16 protein-coding genes are annotated in these 17,197 nt (G+C 71.3%); 7 read left to right on the forward strand and 9 right to left on the reverse strand.

All coding sequences use genetic code 11. From position 1 onward, the window contains the following. Positions 1–5 precede the first annotated feature (5 nt). From LZP97_RS08585 to LZP97_RS08600, 4 genes are all read right to left on the reverse strand, one after another. On the reverse strand, positions 6–428 hold the full coding sequence (locus LZP97_RS08585) for an Rv3143 family two-component system response regulator (protein ID WP_010595342.1): 423 nt from the start codon (positions 426–428) through the stop codon (positions 6–8). A gap of 177 nt (positions 429–605) precedes the next feature. Next, the gene (locus LZP97_RS08590) at positions 606–2,408 is read right to left on the reverse strand and encodes a SulP family inorganic anion transporter (RefSeq protein WP_048771069.1); all 1,803 of its coding nucleotides are present in this window, start codon (positions 2,406–2,408) and stop codon (positions 606–608) included. Between the two features lie 83 nt (positions 2,409–2,491). Further along, positions 2,492–2,854: an ArsR/SmtB family transcription factor gene (locus LZP97_RS08595; RefSeq protein ID WP_010595340.1), complete on the reverse strand. Its 363-nt coding sequence runs from the start codon at positions 2,852–2,854 to the stop codon at positions 2,492–2,494. 147 nt (positions 2,855–3,001) lie between these two features. After that, complete coding sequence (locus tag LZP97_RS08600) at positions 3,002–3,379, reverse strand: hypothetical protein (protein WP_234575000.1); 378 nt, start codon at positions 3,377–3,379, stop codon at positions 3,002–3,004. Between the two features lie 270 nt (positions 3,380–3,649). Here LZP97_RS08600 and LZP97_RS08605 point away from each other — a divergent pair, with 270 nt between their 5' ends. From LZP97_RS08605 to LZP97_RS08615, 3 genes are all read left to right on the forward strand, one after another. Next, the gene (locus tag LZP97_RS08605; RefSeq protein ID WP_048771065.1) at positions 3,650–4,696 is read left to right on the forward strand and encodes a DoxX family protein; all 1,047 of its coding nucleotides are present in this window, start codon (positions 3,650–3,652) and stop codon (positions 4,694–4,696) included. 172 nt (positions 4,697–4,868) lie between these two features. Beyond that, positions 4,869–7,109 (forward strand): HelD family protein, encoded by a 2,241-nt coding sequence (locus tag LZP97_RS08610; RefSeq protein ID WP_099528191.1) that lies wholly within the window; start codon positions 4,869–4,871, stop codon positions 7,107–7,109. 331 nt (positions 7,110–7,440) lie between these two features. Further along, positions 7,441–7,722, forward strand: coding sequence for a DUF732 domain-containing protein (locus tag LZP97_RS08615; RefSeq protein WP_017681317.1), 282 nt, complete (start codon positions 7,441–7,443; stop codon positions 7,720–7,722). Positions 7,723–7,731: 9 nt separating this feature from the next. Here LZP97_RS08615 and LZP97_RS08620 read toward each other — a convergent pair whose 3' ends face one another. The 3 genes from LZP97_RS08620 to uvrB form a co-directional block, all read right to left on the reverse strand. Further along, the gene (locus LZP97_RS08620; RefSeq protein WP_010595333.1) at positions 7,732–8,184 is read right to left on the reverse strand and encodes a universal stress protein; all 453 of its coding nucleotides are present in this window, start codon (positions 8,182–8,184) and stop codon (positions 7,732–7,734) included. A gap of 168 nt (positions 8,185–8,352) precedes the next feature. Further along, positions 8,353–9,225: an SCO6745 family protein gene (locus LZP97_RS08625; RefSeq protein WP_026137899.1), complete on the reverse strand. Its 873-nt coding sequence runs from the start codon at positions 9,223–9,225 to the stop codon at positions 8,353–8,355. A gap of 10 nt (positions 9,226–9,235) precedes the next feature. Next, a complete protein-coding gene (gene uvrB / locus LZP97_RS08630; protein WP_010595331.1) occupies positions 9,236–11,389 on the reverse strand; it encodes an excinuclease ABC subunit UvrB in 2,154 nt (717 codons plus the stop codon). A gap of 194 nt (positions 11,390–11,583) precedes the next feature. Between uvrB and LZP97_RS08635 the strand changes: the two genes are divergently transcribed. Next, positions 11,584–12,192 carry a DUF3267 domain-containing protein gene (locus tag LZP97_RS08635; RefSeq protein ID WP_026137900.1) on the forward strand — a complete coding sequence of 203 codons (609 nt, stop codon included), beginning with the start codon at positions 11,584–11,586 and terminating at the stop codon, positions 12,190–12,192. A gap of 49 nt (positions 12,193–12,241) precedes the next feature. Further along, entirely contained in the window at positions 12,242–12,754 is a 513-nt protein-coding gene (locus LZP97_RS08640) for a DUF402 domain-containing protein (protein WP_017681321.1), read from the forward strand. 30 nt (positions 12,755–12,784) lie between these two features. On the opposite strand, the gene coaE is transcribed toward LZP97_RS08640, so the two are convergent. Beyond that, complete coding sequence (coaE, locus tag LZP97_RS08645; RefSeq protein WP_026137901.1) at positions 12,785–14,002, reverse strand: dephospho-CoA kinase; 1,218 nt, start codon at positions 14,000–14,002, stop codon at positions 12,785–12,787. A 216-nt stretch (positions 14,003–14,218) separates the two neighbouring features. On the opposite strand from coaE, the gene LZP97_RS08650 reads away from it, so the two are divergent. Next, complete coding sequence (locus LZP97_RS08650) at positions 14,219–14,434, forward strand: hypothetical protein (protein WP_010595326.1); 216 nt, start codon at positions 14,219–14,221, stop codon at positions 14,432–14,434. A 172-nt stretch (positions 14,435–14,606) separates the two neighbouring features. Here LZP97_RS08650 and rpsA read toward each other — a convergent pair whose 3' ends face one another. Next, on the reverse strand, positions 14,607–16,070 hold the full coding sequence (gene rpsA / locus LZP97_RS08655) for a 30S ribosomal protein S1 (protein WP_010595325.1): 1,464 nt from the start codon (positions 16,068–16,070) through the stop codon (positions 14,607–14,609). Between the two features lie 221 nt (positions 16,071–16,291). Between rpsA and LZP97_RS08660 the strand changes: the two genes are divergently transcribed. Further along, the gene (locus LZP97_RS08660) at positions 16,292–17,140 is read left to right on the forward strand and encodes a class I SAM-dependent methyltransferase (protein ID WP_010595324.1); all 849 of its coding nucleotides are present in this window, start codon (positions 16,292–16,294) and stop codon (positions 17,138–17,140) included. The last annotated feature ends 57 nt before the right edge of the window (positions 17,141–17,197 follow it).

Below are 17,197 nucleotides of genomic sequence, written 5' to 3' on the forward strand. Positions count from 1 at the left end.
CGCCGTCAGGTGGTGCTGCGGCCGCGCAGCAGCGCGACGACCGTCTCGGCGAGGCGGAACGGGTCGAGTGGCCGCGGCACCGCGGCCTCGGCCCGGGACCAGTCGGCGAGCCACGCGTCGTCCGGGCGGCCGGTCAGCACGACGACGGGCGGGCACTGTTCGAGTTCGTCCTTGAGCTGCTTGGCGATCCCCATCCCGCCGGCGGGGGCTGCCTCACCGTCCAGGATCGCGAGGTCGATACCGCCGGCGTCCATGCGCCGGATCACCATCGGCGCGGTCGCCACCTCGACGAAGTCGAGTTCGGGGAGCTCGGGATCGGGTCGCCGGCCCAGCGCGCGGGTGACCTGCTCGCGCGTGTCGGCGTCGTCGCTGTAGACGAGGACGCGCAGGGCGGCAGGGCGGCTGGCACTCGCGGTCGCGTCGGTCACGGGGGAAGATGCTACTGGCCGGAGCCGGTCGGTCCCGGGAGGCGAGCCGGGGCGCACCCGACCCGGGCCGGGCGTACGCCGGGCACCACCGTCGGCAGGCGACCGGTCCCCGCGCTCACCTGGTGTTACCGGGTGAGGAGAACCAGGTTGCGGCGAGGGCCGGTCACGAGGCCGATTCTACCCGCGCGGAGTGGCCTCGAACGGTCCCGGCCTCGGCCCTTCGGCACCGGCGACGGTCGGGGCGTACCGGTGTTCCGGCAGCACCAGCATGCGGGCGTACGCGATGGCCCGGGGTGTGGTCGCGAAGACGTGCCGCTCCTCGCTGTCCTTGGTGGTGAACACCCCCAGGGCGGACAACGGCCGCAGATGTTCGGGCCTGGCCCCGGAGATCAGCACCGTGATGTGCCGGTGCTCGAGCTTAGTGATGGCGTCCTTGAGGACGATCGCACCGGTGGCGTCGATGGCCGTCACGCGGGACATGCGCAGGATCACGACCTTGACGTCCGTGACATCGGCGAGCTCGAGCAGGAACCGGTGGGCCGCGGCGAAGAACAGGGCGCCGTCGATCCGGTACGCGACGATGTGCTCGCGCAGCAACTCGTGTTCCTCGTCGGCGTGATCCCCGTCCTCGTCGAGGGGAACCTGCTCGATCCGGGCGGACCTCGCGACCGCCCGCAGCGCGAGAACCGCAGCGAACCCGACACCGATCGCCACGGCCATCACGAGGTCGAGGGCGACGGTGACCAGGAACGTCACCGTCATGACGATCGCATCCGCGCGGCTGGCCCGCGTGATCGCGACGATCGAGGCGGTTTCGACCATGCGCACGGTGGTGGCGAGCAGAACCCCGGCGAGGGCGGCGAGCGGGATCTGCGCGACGAGCGGCGAGGCGAGGTAGACGATGCCGGCGAGGATGACGGCGTGGGTGAGGGCGGACAGCCGGGACCGCGCCCCCGACCGGACGTTGACGGCCGTGCGTGCGATCGCGCCCGTGGCCGGAACGCCGCCGAACAGGGGGGCGGCGATGTTGGCCAGGCCCTGCCCGAACAGCTCTCGGTCCGGGTCGTGCCGGGTGCCGACGCTCATCGAATCCGCGGCGGTCGCGGACAGCAGGGATTCGAGGGCCGCGAGCGCGGCCACCGCGAGCGCCGGCGCGAGGAGCGACGTCAGCTCGCCGAGGTCGAGGAATCCGAGGCTGGGGGCACCGAAGCCGGACGGGATGGCCCCGATCCGCGTGACGTCCAGATGGAACAGCTGTGCGACGACGGTGGCCAGCACCACTGCGACGAGCGAGAACGGCAGCTTCGGCAGGTACCGGCTCCCGATCAGGATGGCCGTCGCGACGAGCACCGCCACGGCTGCGGGCAGGAGGGACGGCCGGTCGGCGAACTGTCGGACGGCGTCGAACGCGCTCTGCCACACCTTCTCCCCCTCGGCGTGGGCGATGCCGAGCGCGGCCGGGACCTGCTGCAGGGCGATGACGACGGCGATCCCGGCGGTGAAGCCCTCGATCACCGGGGCGGGCATGAAGCGCACCGCCCGGCCGATGCCGGCGAAGGCGAGAACCACGAGAACGACGCCGGCGACGAGTCCCACCGCGAGGACGCCGGAGGCGCCGTGCTCGTGGAAGATCGGCACCAGGACGACGGTCATCGCGCCGGTCGGGCCCGACACCTGGAAGCGGGAGCCGCCGAACACGGCGGCGACCGCACCCGCGACGACGGCGGTCGCGAGCCCCGCCGCGGCCCCCAGTCCGGAGCTGATGCCGAAGCCGAGCGCGAGGGGCAGGGCGACGAGGGCGACGACGAGCCCCGCGGTCAGATCGGCGCGGGGCGAACGCAGGGCCGGTTTCCACTCACCCCAGCGTGGCATCAGCGCGGCGACCGACCGTGCGGCGCGAGCCACGACGGGGCCGGCTCCCGTCGCCTCTTCTCCGGTGCGCCCGGTCTCCGCATCGTGCTGTTCCGTCGACATCGACATCGTGCCTCCACCACAAACAACAACTAAGAACTTAATAAAGTCTGCAATCAATGCGCGCGTGGCGCCCCGGGTGAGCGGCCGGCTCAGCCGCGGGCCCGGACCCCCGCCGGTTCGGCAACATCGTCCTCGAGCAGTTCTGCCTGTCCGGCGACCACACCGGTGAGGATGGCGCGGGCGACGCCCAGCAGTTCCGCGACCCGCGGCGACGTCAGGGCGTAGGTCACCGACAGCCCTTCCCGGCGCGCAGTGACCAGCCCCGCACGCCGGAGGATCGCCAGCTGCTGGGACAGGTTCGCGGGTTCGATCCCCACCTCGGGCAGCATCTCGGAGACCGCGTGGTCGCGCTCGCTGAGCAACTCGAGGACCCGGATGCGGGCCGGATGCCCGAGCGTCTTGAAGAAGTCCGCCTTCATCCGGTAGAGGGGCTGACGTGCCTGCGCGACCATCACCGTTCCCGTCGTCCGAGCCACCGCAAGACGAGCGGTGCGTGTACTTGCGCAGTTTAGCAATCAGCAATACCGGGGCGCGCGTGACATGAGACACGTCGGGGCACCGCCGCACCGGGGGCGCGAGCACCGGGCATGCGGAGCAGGTCAGGAACGCGCGGCGCGCTCGAGTCGGGCGAGGCTCGCGGACATCTGCTCGGCCGAGACCCGCGGGAGCCGCACCCGGCGCAGGTACGCGGTGTCGGTCACCGCGGACCAGTCGCAGGTCTGTCGCACGGCGGTCCCCCCGGCCGCCTCGGCGAAGGTCCATTCCCATCGGATGCCGAGCGGCGGGGTGTCCGGGTTGGCGGGCAGCCAGGCGAGCAACCTGCCGGGTTCGAACGCCACCACGTGATTGACCACCGGATACGCCGTGCCCCCGGGAAAGTGCACCTGCGCGACGAAGTGCTGCCCGACGGCGGTGATCCGGGGCTGCCCCGCGGGGACGATCAACGTCCCCGAACCGTCGATTTCACTGTGCCGCAAAGGATTCCGGAGCACCTCAAACAGCGCCGCGACCGGAACCGGTAGCGTGGCCGCGACCCCGAGTGAGGTCGGGGTCCGCTTTACCCGCACCCCGGCCACACCGACGTCGCCGCTCCTCGTCTCCTCGCCCCCACCGTGCACACCGACATCGTGCCACCTGCGGCGCACACCCGAGCCGGCGGGCGTGATCCCGGCCGGACGCGCATATCCCGCCGGGCGGCGGGGTATGCGTGCGAAGGTGGAACCGCCACCGATCACGGGAGGAAGCACATGATTGTCCGCAGAATCGCCCGCCCCATGCTTGCGTCGGTCTTCGTAGCCGGAGGCATCGACGCGCTGAGAGACTCGTCCACCAAGGCGGCGGCCGCGCAGCCGGGACTCGACCGGGCGGTGGGCATGCTGCCCGACACGGTGACGGGGAAGCTCCCGGACACGGTGAGCGAGAAGATCACGAACGATCCCGAGACGCTCGTGCGGATCAACGCCGCCGTGCAGATCGGGGCGGGTGCGCTGCTCGCGGTGGGCAAGGCCCCGCGGCTGGCGGCGCTCGCACTGGCCACCACGCTCGTCCCGACGACGGTGGCGGGCCACGACTTCTGGAACGTCGAGGACGCGGAGGCCCGCGCCATCCAGCGCACCCAGTTCCTCAAGAACGTGAGCCTGCTCGGCGGACTGATCATCACCGCGGTGGACACCGAGGGCAAGCCGTCGCTGGGGTGGCGCGGACGGCGGGCCGCACGACGCGCCCAGGAGGCCGTCGCCGGCGTCCTGCCCCATCAGGACGACGCCGCGGGCGAGGCGGTGACCGAGAGCCTGCACAAGGTGGCCGAACGGGTGCGGACCCTGTCGGAGGAGGCCTCGGACAGGGCCGGCACCGCCCGCGAACGCGGAAGCCACCTGCTCGACGTCGCCCGCGAGCGCGGCCCGGAACTCGCCGAGGTGGCCCGCGAACGCGGCACGCACCTGCTCGACGTCGCCCGCGAGCGCGGCCCGGAACTCGCCGAGGTCGCCCGCGAACGCGGCACCGGCCTGCTCGACGTCGCCAAGGAACGCGGCCCCGAACTCGCCGAGGTCGCCCGCGAACGCGGCACCGGCCTGCTCGACGTCGCCAAGGAACGCGGCCCCGAACTCGCCGAGGTCGCTCGCGAACGCAGCGCGCTGCTGTGGGGCACGGCCCGTGAACGCGGCCCCGAGCTGGCCAAGGTCGCCCGGGAGCGGGCGCTGACGGCGGAGGAACGGTCCCTGCTGCGGGCCCAGCAGGCCCGGCACCGCGCCGAAGAGGCCCTCACCCGCGCCCGCCTGCAGCTGCAGCGCTGACCGCACGGTTCGGTCCCGCACCCGGTGATTCTGCGCGGGTGCGGGACCGGCACTAGACTTCTTGGGCACTTCGTCGCGGCGCACCCGTCGCCCCGTCCGACCCCGAGGAGACCCCTTGCCGGCCGATGGCCTGTCCCACCCCGACCATGAGCGTGAGCAGGTCTACCTGTCGATGCTGTACGGCCACCTCGACTCCATGCGGGCCTACGCGCAGACCCGCCTGAGCCGTGTCCTGCTCGACACCGGCGGCACCCCCCAGGCCCGCAGTGAGCGGGAGTCCTTCACGCAGCTGTACACCGAGGACATCGCGAAGTACGACGCGGCCGAGCACGGACTGTGCTTCGGCCGCATCGACGTCCGCGACGACGAGGACGGCGACGCGACGGAGGTGCGGTACGTCGGCCGCCTCGGCATCCTCGACGAGACGAACGACTACGAGCCGCTGCTGCTGGACTGGCGGGCGCCGTTGGCGCGGCCGTTCTACCTGGCGACGCCGGCGGCGCCGGAGGGAGTGACACGGCGCCGGCACATCCGGTCACGCCGCCGGGCGATCACCGCCCTCAACGACGAGTACCTCGATCTCGACGCGGCCCAGGCGCACGACGCGACCGTCTCGGCGGGCGGTGTCGCCGGCGAGTCGGCACTGCTGGCCGCGCTGAACGCCGCGCGCACGGGGCAGATGCAGGACATCGTCGCGACGATCCAGGCCGAGCAGGATGCGATCATCCGGTCCGAGCACAAGAGCGTGCTCGTCGTGCAGGGGGGTCCCGGCACCGGGAAGACCGCCGTCGCCCTGCACCGGGCGGCGTTTCTGCTGTACACCTACCGTCGGCAGCTCGCGAAGAGCGGTGTGCTCATCGTCGGACCGAACTCGACATTCCTGGACTACATCGGGCAGGTGCTGCCCTCCCTCGGTGAGACCGGCGTGCTGCTGTCGACGATCGGTGACCTGTACCCCGGGGTGCGTGCGACCGTGGAGGACTCGCTCGAGGCGGGCACCGTCAAGGGCTCCCTCGACATGGTCGAGGTGCTGAAGAAGGCGGTGCGGGATCGTCAGGAGGTTCCGGCGACGCCGATCCCCCTCGTCTTCGACACCTACCGGCTGACGCTCGACCGGAAGACGGTCACCCGGGCCCGCGGACGGGCCCGGTCGTCGCGGCGGCCGCACAACCTGGCCCGTCCGATCTTCGTCGCCGCGGTGGTGGACGCCCTCGCCGACCAGCTCGCGTCGATCATCGGTGCCGATCCGGTCGGCGGGGCGAATCTGTTGAGCCGCGAGGACATCGACGACATCCGTACCGAGATGCGGTCGGACCGGGACATCGTGGCGGCGATCGACTCGCTGTGGCCGCAGCTGAGCCCGCAACAGGTGCTCGCCGAGCTGTTCGCCTCGCGGGAACGGCTCGCGTCGGCGGCACCGGAACTCGACGAGAACCAGCGCGAGCTGCTGCTGCGCCCGACCGCGACGCGCGTGTTCAGCGCCGCGGACGCACCCCTGCTCGACGAACTCGCCGAACTGCTCGGGGTCGACGATGCCGCCGAACGCGAGCGGGCCGCGCGGCAGTGGCGCAGGCAGATCGCCGACGCGCAGGGCGCCCTGGACATCCTGACCGGGTCGGCGCCGCAGGATCTCGAGGACGACCTGGACCCGGAGATCCTGATGGCGTACGACCTGATCGACGCCGACCAGCTCGCGCAGCGGCAGGGCCGGTCGAGCCACGAGACCACGGCCGAGCGCGCCGCCGGGGACCGCACCTGGACGTACGGGCACGTGATCGTCGACGAGGCGCAGGAGTTGTCCGCGATGGCCTGGCGGATGCTGATGCGGCGCATTCCGAACCGCTGGATGACCCTGGTCGGGGACACCGCCCAGACCGGAGATCCGGCCGGGTGCTCGTCCTGGCAGCGGATCCTCGAGCCGTACGTGGCCAATCGGTGGAAGAAGGCCGAGCTGACCGTCAACTACCGCACGCCCGCGGAGATCATGGAGATCGCCCACGCGGTGCTCGCCGAGATCGACCCGCATCAGGTGCCGCCCCGCTCGGTGCGCGAGTCGGGATTCGCGCCGTGGGCCCGGCACGTCGTCGAGGACGACCTGCTCGAGGCCGTGTGCAGCGCCCTCGCGGACGACGACGGGCCGGGTCTGACCGCGGTGATCGCGCCGCACGAGCTGGCGGCGCAATGGGATCACCTGCGGTCGGATTCGGTGCGGGTGTCCACGGTGAGGGAGGTCAAGGGCCTGGAGTTCGACTCGGTGCTGCTGGTGGAGCCGGCCGCCATCGTGGCGGAGTCGCCTCGCGGGCTCAACGACCTGTACGTGGCGCTCACCCGCGCCACCCAGCGGCTCGGAGTGCTGCACACCGGGGAGCTGCCCGAGTCGCTGACGGCACTGGCGACGCCGGCCCGGTCGTGAGGGGTCGTCGATGTGCCGTGTCGACGTCCGCCCCGTCCCGGCAGGCGGTATGTTGCGGGCGAACGTGCGGCCGGTCGGAACGGGAGGCGGGGCGGTGAGGAAGGCGTGGCCTCGAAGGGATCAGACACGAAGGGATCGGACACGGAGGGATCGGACACGGAGGGATCGGACACGGAGGGATCGGACACGGAGGGATCGGACACGGAGGGATCGGACACGGAGGCACTGGACACGGCTCCTGGCAGGGTCCGGGCTCCTCGCCGCGGCGGTGGGATGCGCGGGGACCTCGGCGTCCGACGACTCCGGTCCCTCCGTCCCGGTGACGGTCCCGATGGCGGCCGCTCCGGTCGAGGCAGCGGCGCTGGACGGGCCGGCCCTGCGGTTCAAACAGGCCCTGGCCGAGGTGGGGCTGGCCGCCGGCGTGCCCGACGAGACGCTCGTGGCGCTGGTCCGCGGGACGTGTGCACAGCTGGCTGCCGGACTGCCGGAAGACCAGGTCCTCGGTTCGGTCCGGCCGGTCGCGGCCTTCGCGGCGTCCGTCTCGCGGGCGGCGTTGCAGGGCGACGATGCCGCCCGGTTCTACGTGGGTGCCGCCCGCGAGACGTACTGCTGACCCCGGGGGTCAGCGCACGGTGTGCACGATGAGCACGTCCGAGGTGGACTTGCGGGCGAGGTCGGACGGGACGGACCCGAGCAACCGGCCGGTGAGGGTGTTCAGGCCCCGGTTGCCCACCACGAGCAGGTCCGCTTCCACTTCCGCGACCAGTTCGAGGAGCGAGTCGACGGGCGCCCCGACGACGGCCCGTTCCAGAACGTTCTGGGCGCCGGCCGCGTGTGCCTTCTCCCGGGCGGTGCGCAGGATGTCGTACGTGGGCGCCGATCCGGTCACCTGGTAGGCGTCGTCCCCGAGCACGTCGGCGGCGCGGGCGCTGTCCTTCGGATCCACCGGGTAGTAGGCGCACGCGATGACGAGGCGGGCCTCGGCGTCACCGGCGAGAGCTGCCGCCTTCTCGACGGCCCGGTACGACGACTCGGAACCGTCGGTGCCGACGACTACGGTCCGGTAGGCGCTCATGCAATCCTCCATGAAGTTGGTCGGGTCTGGCCGGCGGGCGACCGTCGATGCGTCCCCCCTCCGACTGCTGCGTAGACAGTAACGGCCGATCGGACGGGTCCGGCAGCCTTTGGGGTGGATCCCACAGACCTGCCGGCGTGCGCTCGACGCCACTGACCGCCGTTGACGTTACCGTGCGTCACCGTAACGCGGGCCGAACATCTGCGCGGGGAACACGCCGGACTCCACGAGGGCGTCCCGCCACGGCAGCGCGAGCTCGATCAGTCGATCGGCCTTGCTCTCGCCCAGCGCCGCCCACGGCGCCGCCGCGAGGTCGTCGGTCAGGTCCTCGACGAGTTCGCGGACCTCGAAACCCTCGTCGGTGAGCTCACCGGCGCGGTCGAGCAGTCCGCGGGCACGCAGCGCCGTCGCCGCGGCAGTCCACTCCTCCGCGCTCCAACCGCGGCGCGCGCGGGCGAAGTCCTCGCTGAACCCGATACCTGCGGCGGTGTGGGTGACGAGGGCTTCGATGCCGGTGAGTCCGGCGGTCTGCAAGGCGGCGACGTGCCCGTCACCGCGGTACTCGCGCAGCAGGGTCAGCGCGTGCCACAGAACCAGGTGCGGGGCGTCCGGCCACGGCAGGTCGGCATGCCCGGCGTACAGCGGCCGGCCCTCCGGCCCGGGGACGGCCCGGGCGGCGCTCGCCGCGAGTTCCGCCGCCTCGTGCATCTCCGGGGAGTCGAGCACCTCGGCACCGAGGATCCGGGCCAGTGCCTCGTCGATGCCGCGCAACCGGGCGGCGACGACGGCGTCGGGAGTGGCCAGCTGCCAGGCGCGCGGGATCGCGGACGCGACCAGGCGGGGACTGAAGTTGTAGAAGGTGGCGGTCACGACGCCGGCGCCGACGGCCCCGAGCGCGGCGGAACGCGCCGCGAAGTACCGCATCCGGCCGCCTTCGAGGCCGGTGTCGCCGAGGGCGACGTCGACCTCGGGGGCGAAGTACCCGACGGAGTGGATCAGTTCGAGGGCACGGGCGGTGCGGCCGGCAGACTGTGGGTCCATGCCGCAGACGCTACGCGAGACCCGCGGCATCCATCCCGCGCAGTTCCTTCTTCAGGTCGGCGATCTCGTCGCGCAACCTTCCGGCCAGCTCGAACTGCAGCTCGCGGGCGGCGTTCATCATCTGGTCGGTCAGTTCCTGCACCAGGTCGGCCAGTTCGGCGCGGGGCATGGACTTCACGTCGCGGCCCTCGTAGACGCCGGCGCTCACGGCCCGACCGGATTCCCCCGGCGCGCGGCGGCCGCGGGAGGCGTTGCGGCCCGAGCCGCCGACCTCCACGGTGTCGTCGGCCTCCTCGTAGACCTGGTCGAGGATGTCGGCGATCTTCTTGCGCAGCGGCTGCGGGTCGATGCCGTGCTCGAGGTTGTAGGCGATCTGCTTCTCGCGGCGACGCTCGGTCTCCTCGATGGCGCGCGCCATCGAGTCGGTGACCTTGTCGGCGTACATGTGGACCTCGCCGGAGACGTTGCGCGCCGCGCGGCCGATGGTCTGGATGAGGCTGGTCGTCGACCGCAGGAACCCTTCCTTGTCGGCGTCGAGTATCGCCACGAGCGAGACCTCCGGCAGGTCGAGGCCCTCGCGGAGGAGGTTGATACCGACGAGGACGTCGTACTCGCCGAGCCGCAGCTGCCGGAGCAGCTCGACCCGCCGGAGGGTGTCGATGTCCGAGTGCAGGTAGCGCACCCTGATGCCGAGCTCGAGCAGGTAGTCGGTGAGATCCTCGGACATCTTCTTGGTCAGGGTGGTCACGAGCACCCGCTCGTCTCGCTCGGCGCGTTCGCGGATCTCGTGCACCAGGTCGTCGATCTGGCCCTTGGTGGGCTTGACCACGACCTTCGGGTCCACCAGCCCGGTCGGGCGGATGACCTGTTCGACGAATTCACCGCCGGCCTGCCCGAGTTCGTAGGGACCGGGGGTGGCCGAGAGGTACACGGTCTGGCCGATGCGTGCGGCGAACTCCTCCCAGGTCAACGGGCGGTTGTCGACGGCCGAAGGTAGCCGGAACCCGAACTCGACCAGGTTGCGCTTGCGCGACATGTCCCCTTCGTACATGGCGCCGATCTGCGGGACGGTGACGTGGGACTCGTCGATGACCAGCAGGAAGTCCTCCGGGAAGTAGTCGATCAAGGTCGCCGGCGCGGAACCGGCCGGCCGGCCGTCGATATGCCTCGAGTAGTTCTCGATGCCGGAGCAGAACCCGACCTGCCGGATCATCTCCAGGTCGTACTGGGTGCGCATGCGCAAGCGCTGCGCCTCGAGCAGTTTGCCGCGGTTCTCGAGGTCGGCGAGCCGGTCCTCGAGTTCGGCCTCGATGCCCGTCACGGCCCGTTCCATCCGTTCCGGTCCCGCGACGTAGTGGGTGGCCGGGAAGATCCGCAGCGAGTCCACCTTGCGCACCACGTCCCCCGTCAGGGGATGCAGGTAGTAGAGGGCATCGATCTCGTCGCCGAAGAACTCGATGCGCACGGCGAGCTCCTCGTAGGCGGGGATGATGTCGACGGTGTCGCCCTTGACTCGGAACGAGCCGCGGGTGAACGCCATGTCGTTGCGGGTGTACTGCACGTCCACCAGCAGGCGCAGCAGGGCGTCCCGGGGCACCTCCACCCCGACCTCGAGTGCGATCGAGCGGTCCAGGTACGACTGCGGCGTGCCCAGGCCGTAGATGCACGACACCGACGCGACCACCACGACGTCACGGCGGGAGAGCAGCGCCGAGGTCGCCGAGTGCCGCAGCCGTTCCACGTCGTCGTTGATCGAGGAGTCCTTCTCGATGTAGGTGTCGGTCTGCGCGATGTACGCCTCGGGCTGGTAGTAGTCGTAGTACGAGACGAAGTACTCGACGGCGTTGTGCGGCAACATCTCCCGTAGCTCATTGGCGAGCTGGGCGGCGAGGGTCTTGTTCGGGGCCATCACCAGGGTGGGGCGCTGCACCCGCTCGATCAGCCACGCGGTGGTGGCCGACTTGCCGGTGCCGGTGGCGCCGAGCAGCACCACGTCCTTCTCCCCCGCCTGCAGGCGGCGCGTGAGTTCGTCGATCGCGGCCGGCTGGTCCCCGGCGGGTTGGTGGTCGCTGACCACCTCGAACCGGCCCTCGGTTCGTTCGATCTCCCCCACCGGGCGGAACTCGGAGTGGGCGACAACGGGATGCTCGCTTGCGAACGCCATGGGAACCAGGGTAGGCGGCGGCACCGACAATGCCGATCGGCGGCGGGGACCCGGTGCGTGGCCGCCGGGACACGGAGTCGTCCGCCGGGACACGGAGTCGTCCGCCGGGCATGATCGGTCGGACCGGCCCGCCGTCCACCGCCGGCTCTCGTCGGACAGTCCGTCCGGGAGACCGCGACCTCCAGGGGGTACCCGTGAACGCTCGCAACGATCCGAAGCCCGCGGTGGCGCCGCCACCGGACTACCGGGTCCACACCCGGCTGGACCTGAAGAACGACACGCGGGCGGTCGCGGCCGTGCGGACCGTCCTCGTTCTCACCGTCGCCGTCCTCTTCGGCGCGGCGGTACTCCTGGACCTGCCGCTGCGGAGCGGCTGGGGCACGGCGCCGACGGTCGTCGTCACCGTCGTGGCGTGTCTCGGCTACCTGGCGGTGCACGAACTGACCCACGGCCTGGTCTCCCGGATCCTCTCCGGTGTGCGTCCGACGTACGCGGTGCGGTTCCCCTTCCTGACGACGGGCAGCGACGCCTGGCTCACGCGGAACGCGGCCGTGACCGTCACGCTCGCTCCCGTGGCGCTGTGGGGCGCGGTCCTGGTGGCCCTGCTGTTCACCGTGCCCGTCGACGTCGTTCTCACCGTCTTCGTCGTCACGGTGGTGAACTTCGCGGGGTCCGCCGGCGACTACGTCCAGGCCGGCGCGCTGTGGCGGCTGCCGGCCTCCGCGCTCGTGCAGGACAACGGGCACGAGACGACGACGGCGGTGCCGGCCGGGCCGACGCCGGCCGGGCCGACGGGCCGGTAGGTCCGGCACCGTCGGGTTCGCCGGGTCGGACCACAGTAACGTTCAGGTCATGTCCGAGGCGAAGCTCCACCACGTCAAGGTCGAGACCTTCGACGTGGCCGCGCATACCAACGTCGACCCGAAGGGCTTCGTGCGGAAGGTGGAGGTGTATCGCGTCGAGCAGTGGGGTCTGTACATGGCACGGCCCGCCGACCACCCGCAGTTCGGGTATCTCGAGTCGTGGCTGCTGCCGGAGCTGGGCCTACGTGCCTCGATCTTCCACTTCCGGCCCGGCTTCGAGCGCGACCAGGACCGGTACGTCGACATCGGCGAGTTCTGGCGCGAAGGGGACGTGTGGCATTCGCGTGATCACTACCTCGACCTCGTGGTGCGCACCGGACGCGACACCGCCGTCGAGGACGTCGACGAGTTGCTCGCCGCCGCGGCGGCGGGTCTGCTCGATCCCGGGACCGCCGAGCGCGCGGTGCAACGAGCGTTGCGGGCGGTCGACGGCATCGCCACGCACGGCCACGACCTCGACGCGTGGCTGGCCGCGCTGGCCATGCCGATCAGCTGGCGCTGAGCCGCCGCTCAGCCGTCCCCGGCCCGCGCGTCAGGCCGACCATCCGGTCTGCTCGGCCCATTCCCGGGCACGCGTGGAGGCGCCGTCGAACCAGGGCGCCTTCTCCTCGGCGTAGACCGCAGCAGCCTCGGCGGGGTCGTGGCGGGCCGCCGCGTCGCGGGCCGCGGCCCGCTTGATCTCGGCGTACTCGGTGGCCGCGTCGGAGTCCGCGCGCAGCCAGTCCCGCAGCAGCAGCGCGAACTGCTGGCCCGGCCAGCCCTGCACCCGCAGGTGCACGTACGCGGGCCGGCCCGGGTCGGCACTGCCGTGCAGTCGCATGCCCCACACCGCCGGATCGGTTTCGCCGCCGGCACCGTACGACGGCTGTGGCTCGTCGTGGTCGACGTGGGCGATGCGGGGAAAGCCGGCCCCGGCCAGGGCGTCGTCGAGCGCCTCCGCCGCGGCGAGGTCCGGCACGGTGATCTGCAGGTCGAGGACGTCGACGGCGGCCAGACCGGGCACGGCAGTCGAACCGATGTGGTCGATCCGCAGCGCGCGGCCCCCGGCGGCGAGCGCGAGCCGGGCGATCAGCCGTTGCGCCTGCCGGTGCCAGTCCGGGTTCGGATCGACGAGCACCGGCGCCGGCCGCACGGGGACGCGGCCGCGCAGGTTCGCCTCGAACGGCACGAGCCGCTCGGTCCACAGCCTGCGCACGGCCGCGGCGAGGACGTCGCGCTCGCCGTTGTTGTCCAACCAGACATCCGCTGCGGCACGGCGCTGTTCGTCGGTGGCCTGGGCGGCGATGCGGGCACGCGCATCGTCCTCGGGCATCGCGCGTAGTTCGACCAGACGGCGCAGCCGCTCGTCGGCGTCGGTGTGCACCACGGCGACGAGGTGGAACGCGGGCGCCATGCCTCCCTCGACGAGCAACGGGATGTCCTGCACGACGACGGCGTCGGCCGGGGCGGCGGCGACCAGCTCGGCGGTGCGTGCCCCTACCCGGGGGTGGGTGATCGCGTTGAGCACCGCCCGTGCCTCGTCGCTGGCAAAGGCCTTGGCGGCCAAGGCGGGCCGGTTCAGGGATCCGTCCGGCAGCAGGATGTCCTCGCCGAACGCCGCAGCGAGTTCGGCCAGGCCCTCGGTGCCCGGCGCGACGACTTCGCGGGCGATGGTGTCCGCGTCGACGAGCACCGCCCCCAGCGCGACGAGTTCGTGGGAGACGGTGGATTTGCCCGCCCCGATACCTCCGGTCAGTCCGAGTCTCAGCACGCCGACCAGTGTCGCATCACCGGCCCGGCGGCGGGACACCGGCCGGTCGTCACACTGCAGTCACAGCAGGGTCACAGAGAGGTCGCGACCTGCGGTTTCGGCGGCAACACGCCGATCGCACCGGTCTCACCTGCCCCAGTATCATCGGCGCGTCGGATATCGTCGGACCGAGCGTCCGACCACCGTCGTTACCCGCCCCACTCGAGAAGGCACCGCATGCGATCCTCCCCTCAGCTGCCCGGTCGGCATCGTCTCGGCATGGAGAACGGTGTTCACTGCATCCTCATCCCCGAGGTGGCCGCCGCGCTCGCCGAACACCGGCGAAACTGGTTCACCATGCTGCTCAGCAACGCCCGCCACAGCCAGGCGGCGATACGCAAACGCGCCGCCGAGCTGCCGGCCCAGTGGGCCACCACCCCGGCGGTGAGCTGACCAGTTCCGGCCCCGGTCGGCGCGACGCACACCACTGTGGCCCCGCTCCTCGTGGAGCGGGGCCACAGTGGTGTCCGGCACCGGTGCCCGCCGCCCTTCCGTCCGCCCATTCCGGGCGGCACACGCGAGGGGCCCCGCACCGGATCGGTGCGGGGCCCCTCGATCGAACGTGTCAGGCGTTGCCGGACAGCTTCTCGCGCAGCGCGGCGAGCTGCGCGTCGCTGGCCAGCGAACCGCCGGTCGACTCGGCGACGCCGGTCTCCGCACCCGTCTCGGACGAGTAGTTGCTGCCGGAGACACCCGCGGCGGCCTCGGCGGCCTCGTCCGCAGCCATCTTCTCGATCTGAGCGGTGTGCATCTTGTGGCGACGCTCGGCCTCCGCGTAGCGGGACTCCCACTCCTCGCGCTGCTTCTCGAAGCCCTCGAGCCACTCGTTGGTCTCGGGGTCGAAGCCCTCGGGGAAGATGTAGTTGCCCTGCTCGTCGTAGCTGTCGGCCATGCCGTACTTCGACGGGTCGAACTCGGCGTTGTAGTCCTCGTTCGCCTGCTTCAGCGACAGCGAGATGCGGCGACGCTCGAGGTCGATGTCGATGACCTTGACCATCGCGTCGTCGCCGACGGCCACGACCTGGTCCGGAACCTCCACGTGGCGCTCGGCCAGCTCGGAGATGTGCACCAGGCCCTCGATGCCCTCCTCGACACGCACGAACGCGCCGAACGGAACCAGCTTGGTGACCTTGCCGGGGACGATCTGGCCGATCGCGTGGGTCCGGGCGAACTGACGCCACGGGTCTTCCTGGGTGGCCTTGAGCGAGAGCGACACCCGCTCCCGGTCCAGATCGACGTCGAGAACCTCGACGGTGACCTCGTTGCCGACCTCGACAACCTCGGACGGGTGGTCGATGTGCTTCCAGGACAGCTCGGAGACGTGCACCAGGCCGTCCACCCCGCCCAGATCGACGAACGCGCCGAAGTTGACGATGGAGGACACGACGCCCTTGCGGACCTGGCCCTTCTGGAGCTGGTGCAGGAACTCGCTGCGGACCTCGGACTGGGTCTGCTCGAGCCAGGCGCGACGCGACAGGACCACATTGTTGCGGTTCTTGTCGAGCTCGATGATCTTGGCCTCGATCTCCTTGCCGACGTACGGCTGCAGATCGCGGACGCGACGCATCTCGACGAGCGAGGCGGGCAGGAAGCCACGCAGGCCGATGTCGAGGATCAGGCCGCCCTTGACGACCTCGATGACGGTGCCCTTGACGGCCTCGTCCTTCTCCTTGAGCTCCTCGATCGTGCCCCACGCGCGCTCGTACTGCGCACGCTTCTTCGACAGGATCAGGCGGCCTTCCTTGTCCTCCTTGGTGAGAACCAGGGCCTCGACCTCGTCGCCGACGGAGACGACCTCGTTGGGGTCGACGTCGTGCTTGATGGAGAGCTCACGGGACGGAATGACGCCTTCGGTCTTGTAACCGATGTCGAGCAGCACCTCGTCGCGATCAACCTTGACGATGGTGCCTTCCACGATGTCGCCATCGTTGAAGTACTTGATCGTGGCGTCGATGGCGGCGAGGAAATCCTCGGCGGAGCCGATGTCGTTGACGGCTACCTGCGGCGAGGTGACGGTGGTGGAGGGCATGTGTTGAGTTGCTCCGGACGGGTTGGTAGTCGGTTGATGAAGTTCGGTCGGACGAGCGGACCGCGCGCCGCGCGAACGCCGCGCACACCCCGCCGCGGGCGACCGCGCCGGATCCTGTCGGGCCACGGGCGGACACTCGCGACCCTCAGGCTACGCGTCCCGGTGCTAGCTGGGCAAACCCGGGCCGGTGTCGCCCGTCCGGCGGCTCTACCCTGAACGACATGTCCGACGACCGTCACGCCCACGCCCAGTCCGTCCTGGGAACGACCCGCGCAGGTCGGGCCCGCCTCGGCACGAGGGACAGCGAACGTGCGAGCCGCACCTGGTGGGACGCCGACGCCGCGGACTACCACCGCACCCACGGCGAGTTCCTCGGTGTGGACTCGGCGGACGGCGAGTTCGTGTGGTGCCCGGAGGGACTGCACGAGGACGATGTGCACCTGCTCGGCGACGTGTCCGGCAGGGACGTCCTCGAGGTGGGTTGCGGTTCGGCGCCGTGCGCCCGCTGGCTCGCCGGCCGGGGCGCCCGGGCGGTGGGGCTGGACATCTCGATGGGGATGCTCGCGCGCGGGCAGGCCGCGATGGACCGCGGCGGACCGCGGGTGCCGCTCGTGCAGGCCGGTGCGGAGGATCTGCCCTTCGCGGACGAGAGCTTCGACATCGTGTGCTCGGCGTTCGGGGCGGTGCCGTTCGTCGCCGACTCGGCACGGGTCATGCGGGAGGTCGCGCGGGTGCTGCGCCCGGGCGGGGTCTGGGTGTTCGCGGTCAACCATCCGATCCGCTGGATCTTCCCGGACGATCCGGGTGAGCGGGGGCTGACCGCGATGCTGCCGTACTTCGATCGCACCCCGTACGTGGAGGTCGACGCGACCGGGGTTCCCACCTACGTCGAGCATCACCGCACCATCGGGGACCGGGTGCGCGAACTCGTCGCGGCCGGCCTCGAGATCCGCGACATCGTCGAACCCGAATGGCCGGAGGGGCTCGACCGCGAGTGGGGCCAGTGGAGCCCGCTGCGGGGGGAACTGTTTCCCGGCACCGCCATCTTCTGCAGCCGCAAGCCGGGCTGATCCGACCGCGAACACCGGCGCCCCCCGATCGTCCACTGCGCCGAACCCGCCTGTGTC

This window comes from Rhodococcus sp. DMF-1, assembly GCF_021441945.1.
In the GTDB taxonomy this organism is placed as follows: Bacteria; Actinomycetota; Actinomycetes; order Mycobacteriales; family Mycobacteriaceae; genus Rhodococcus; species Rhodococcus ruber.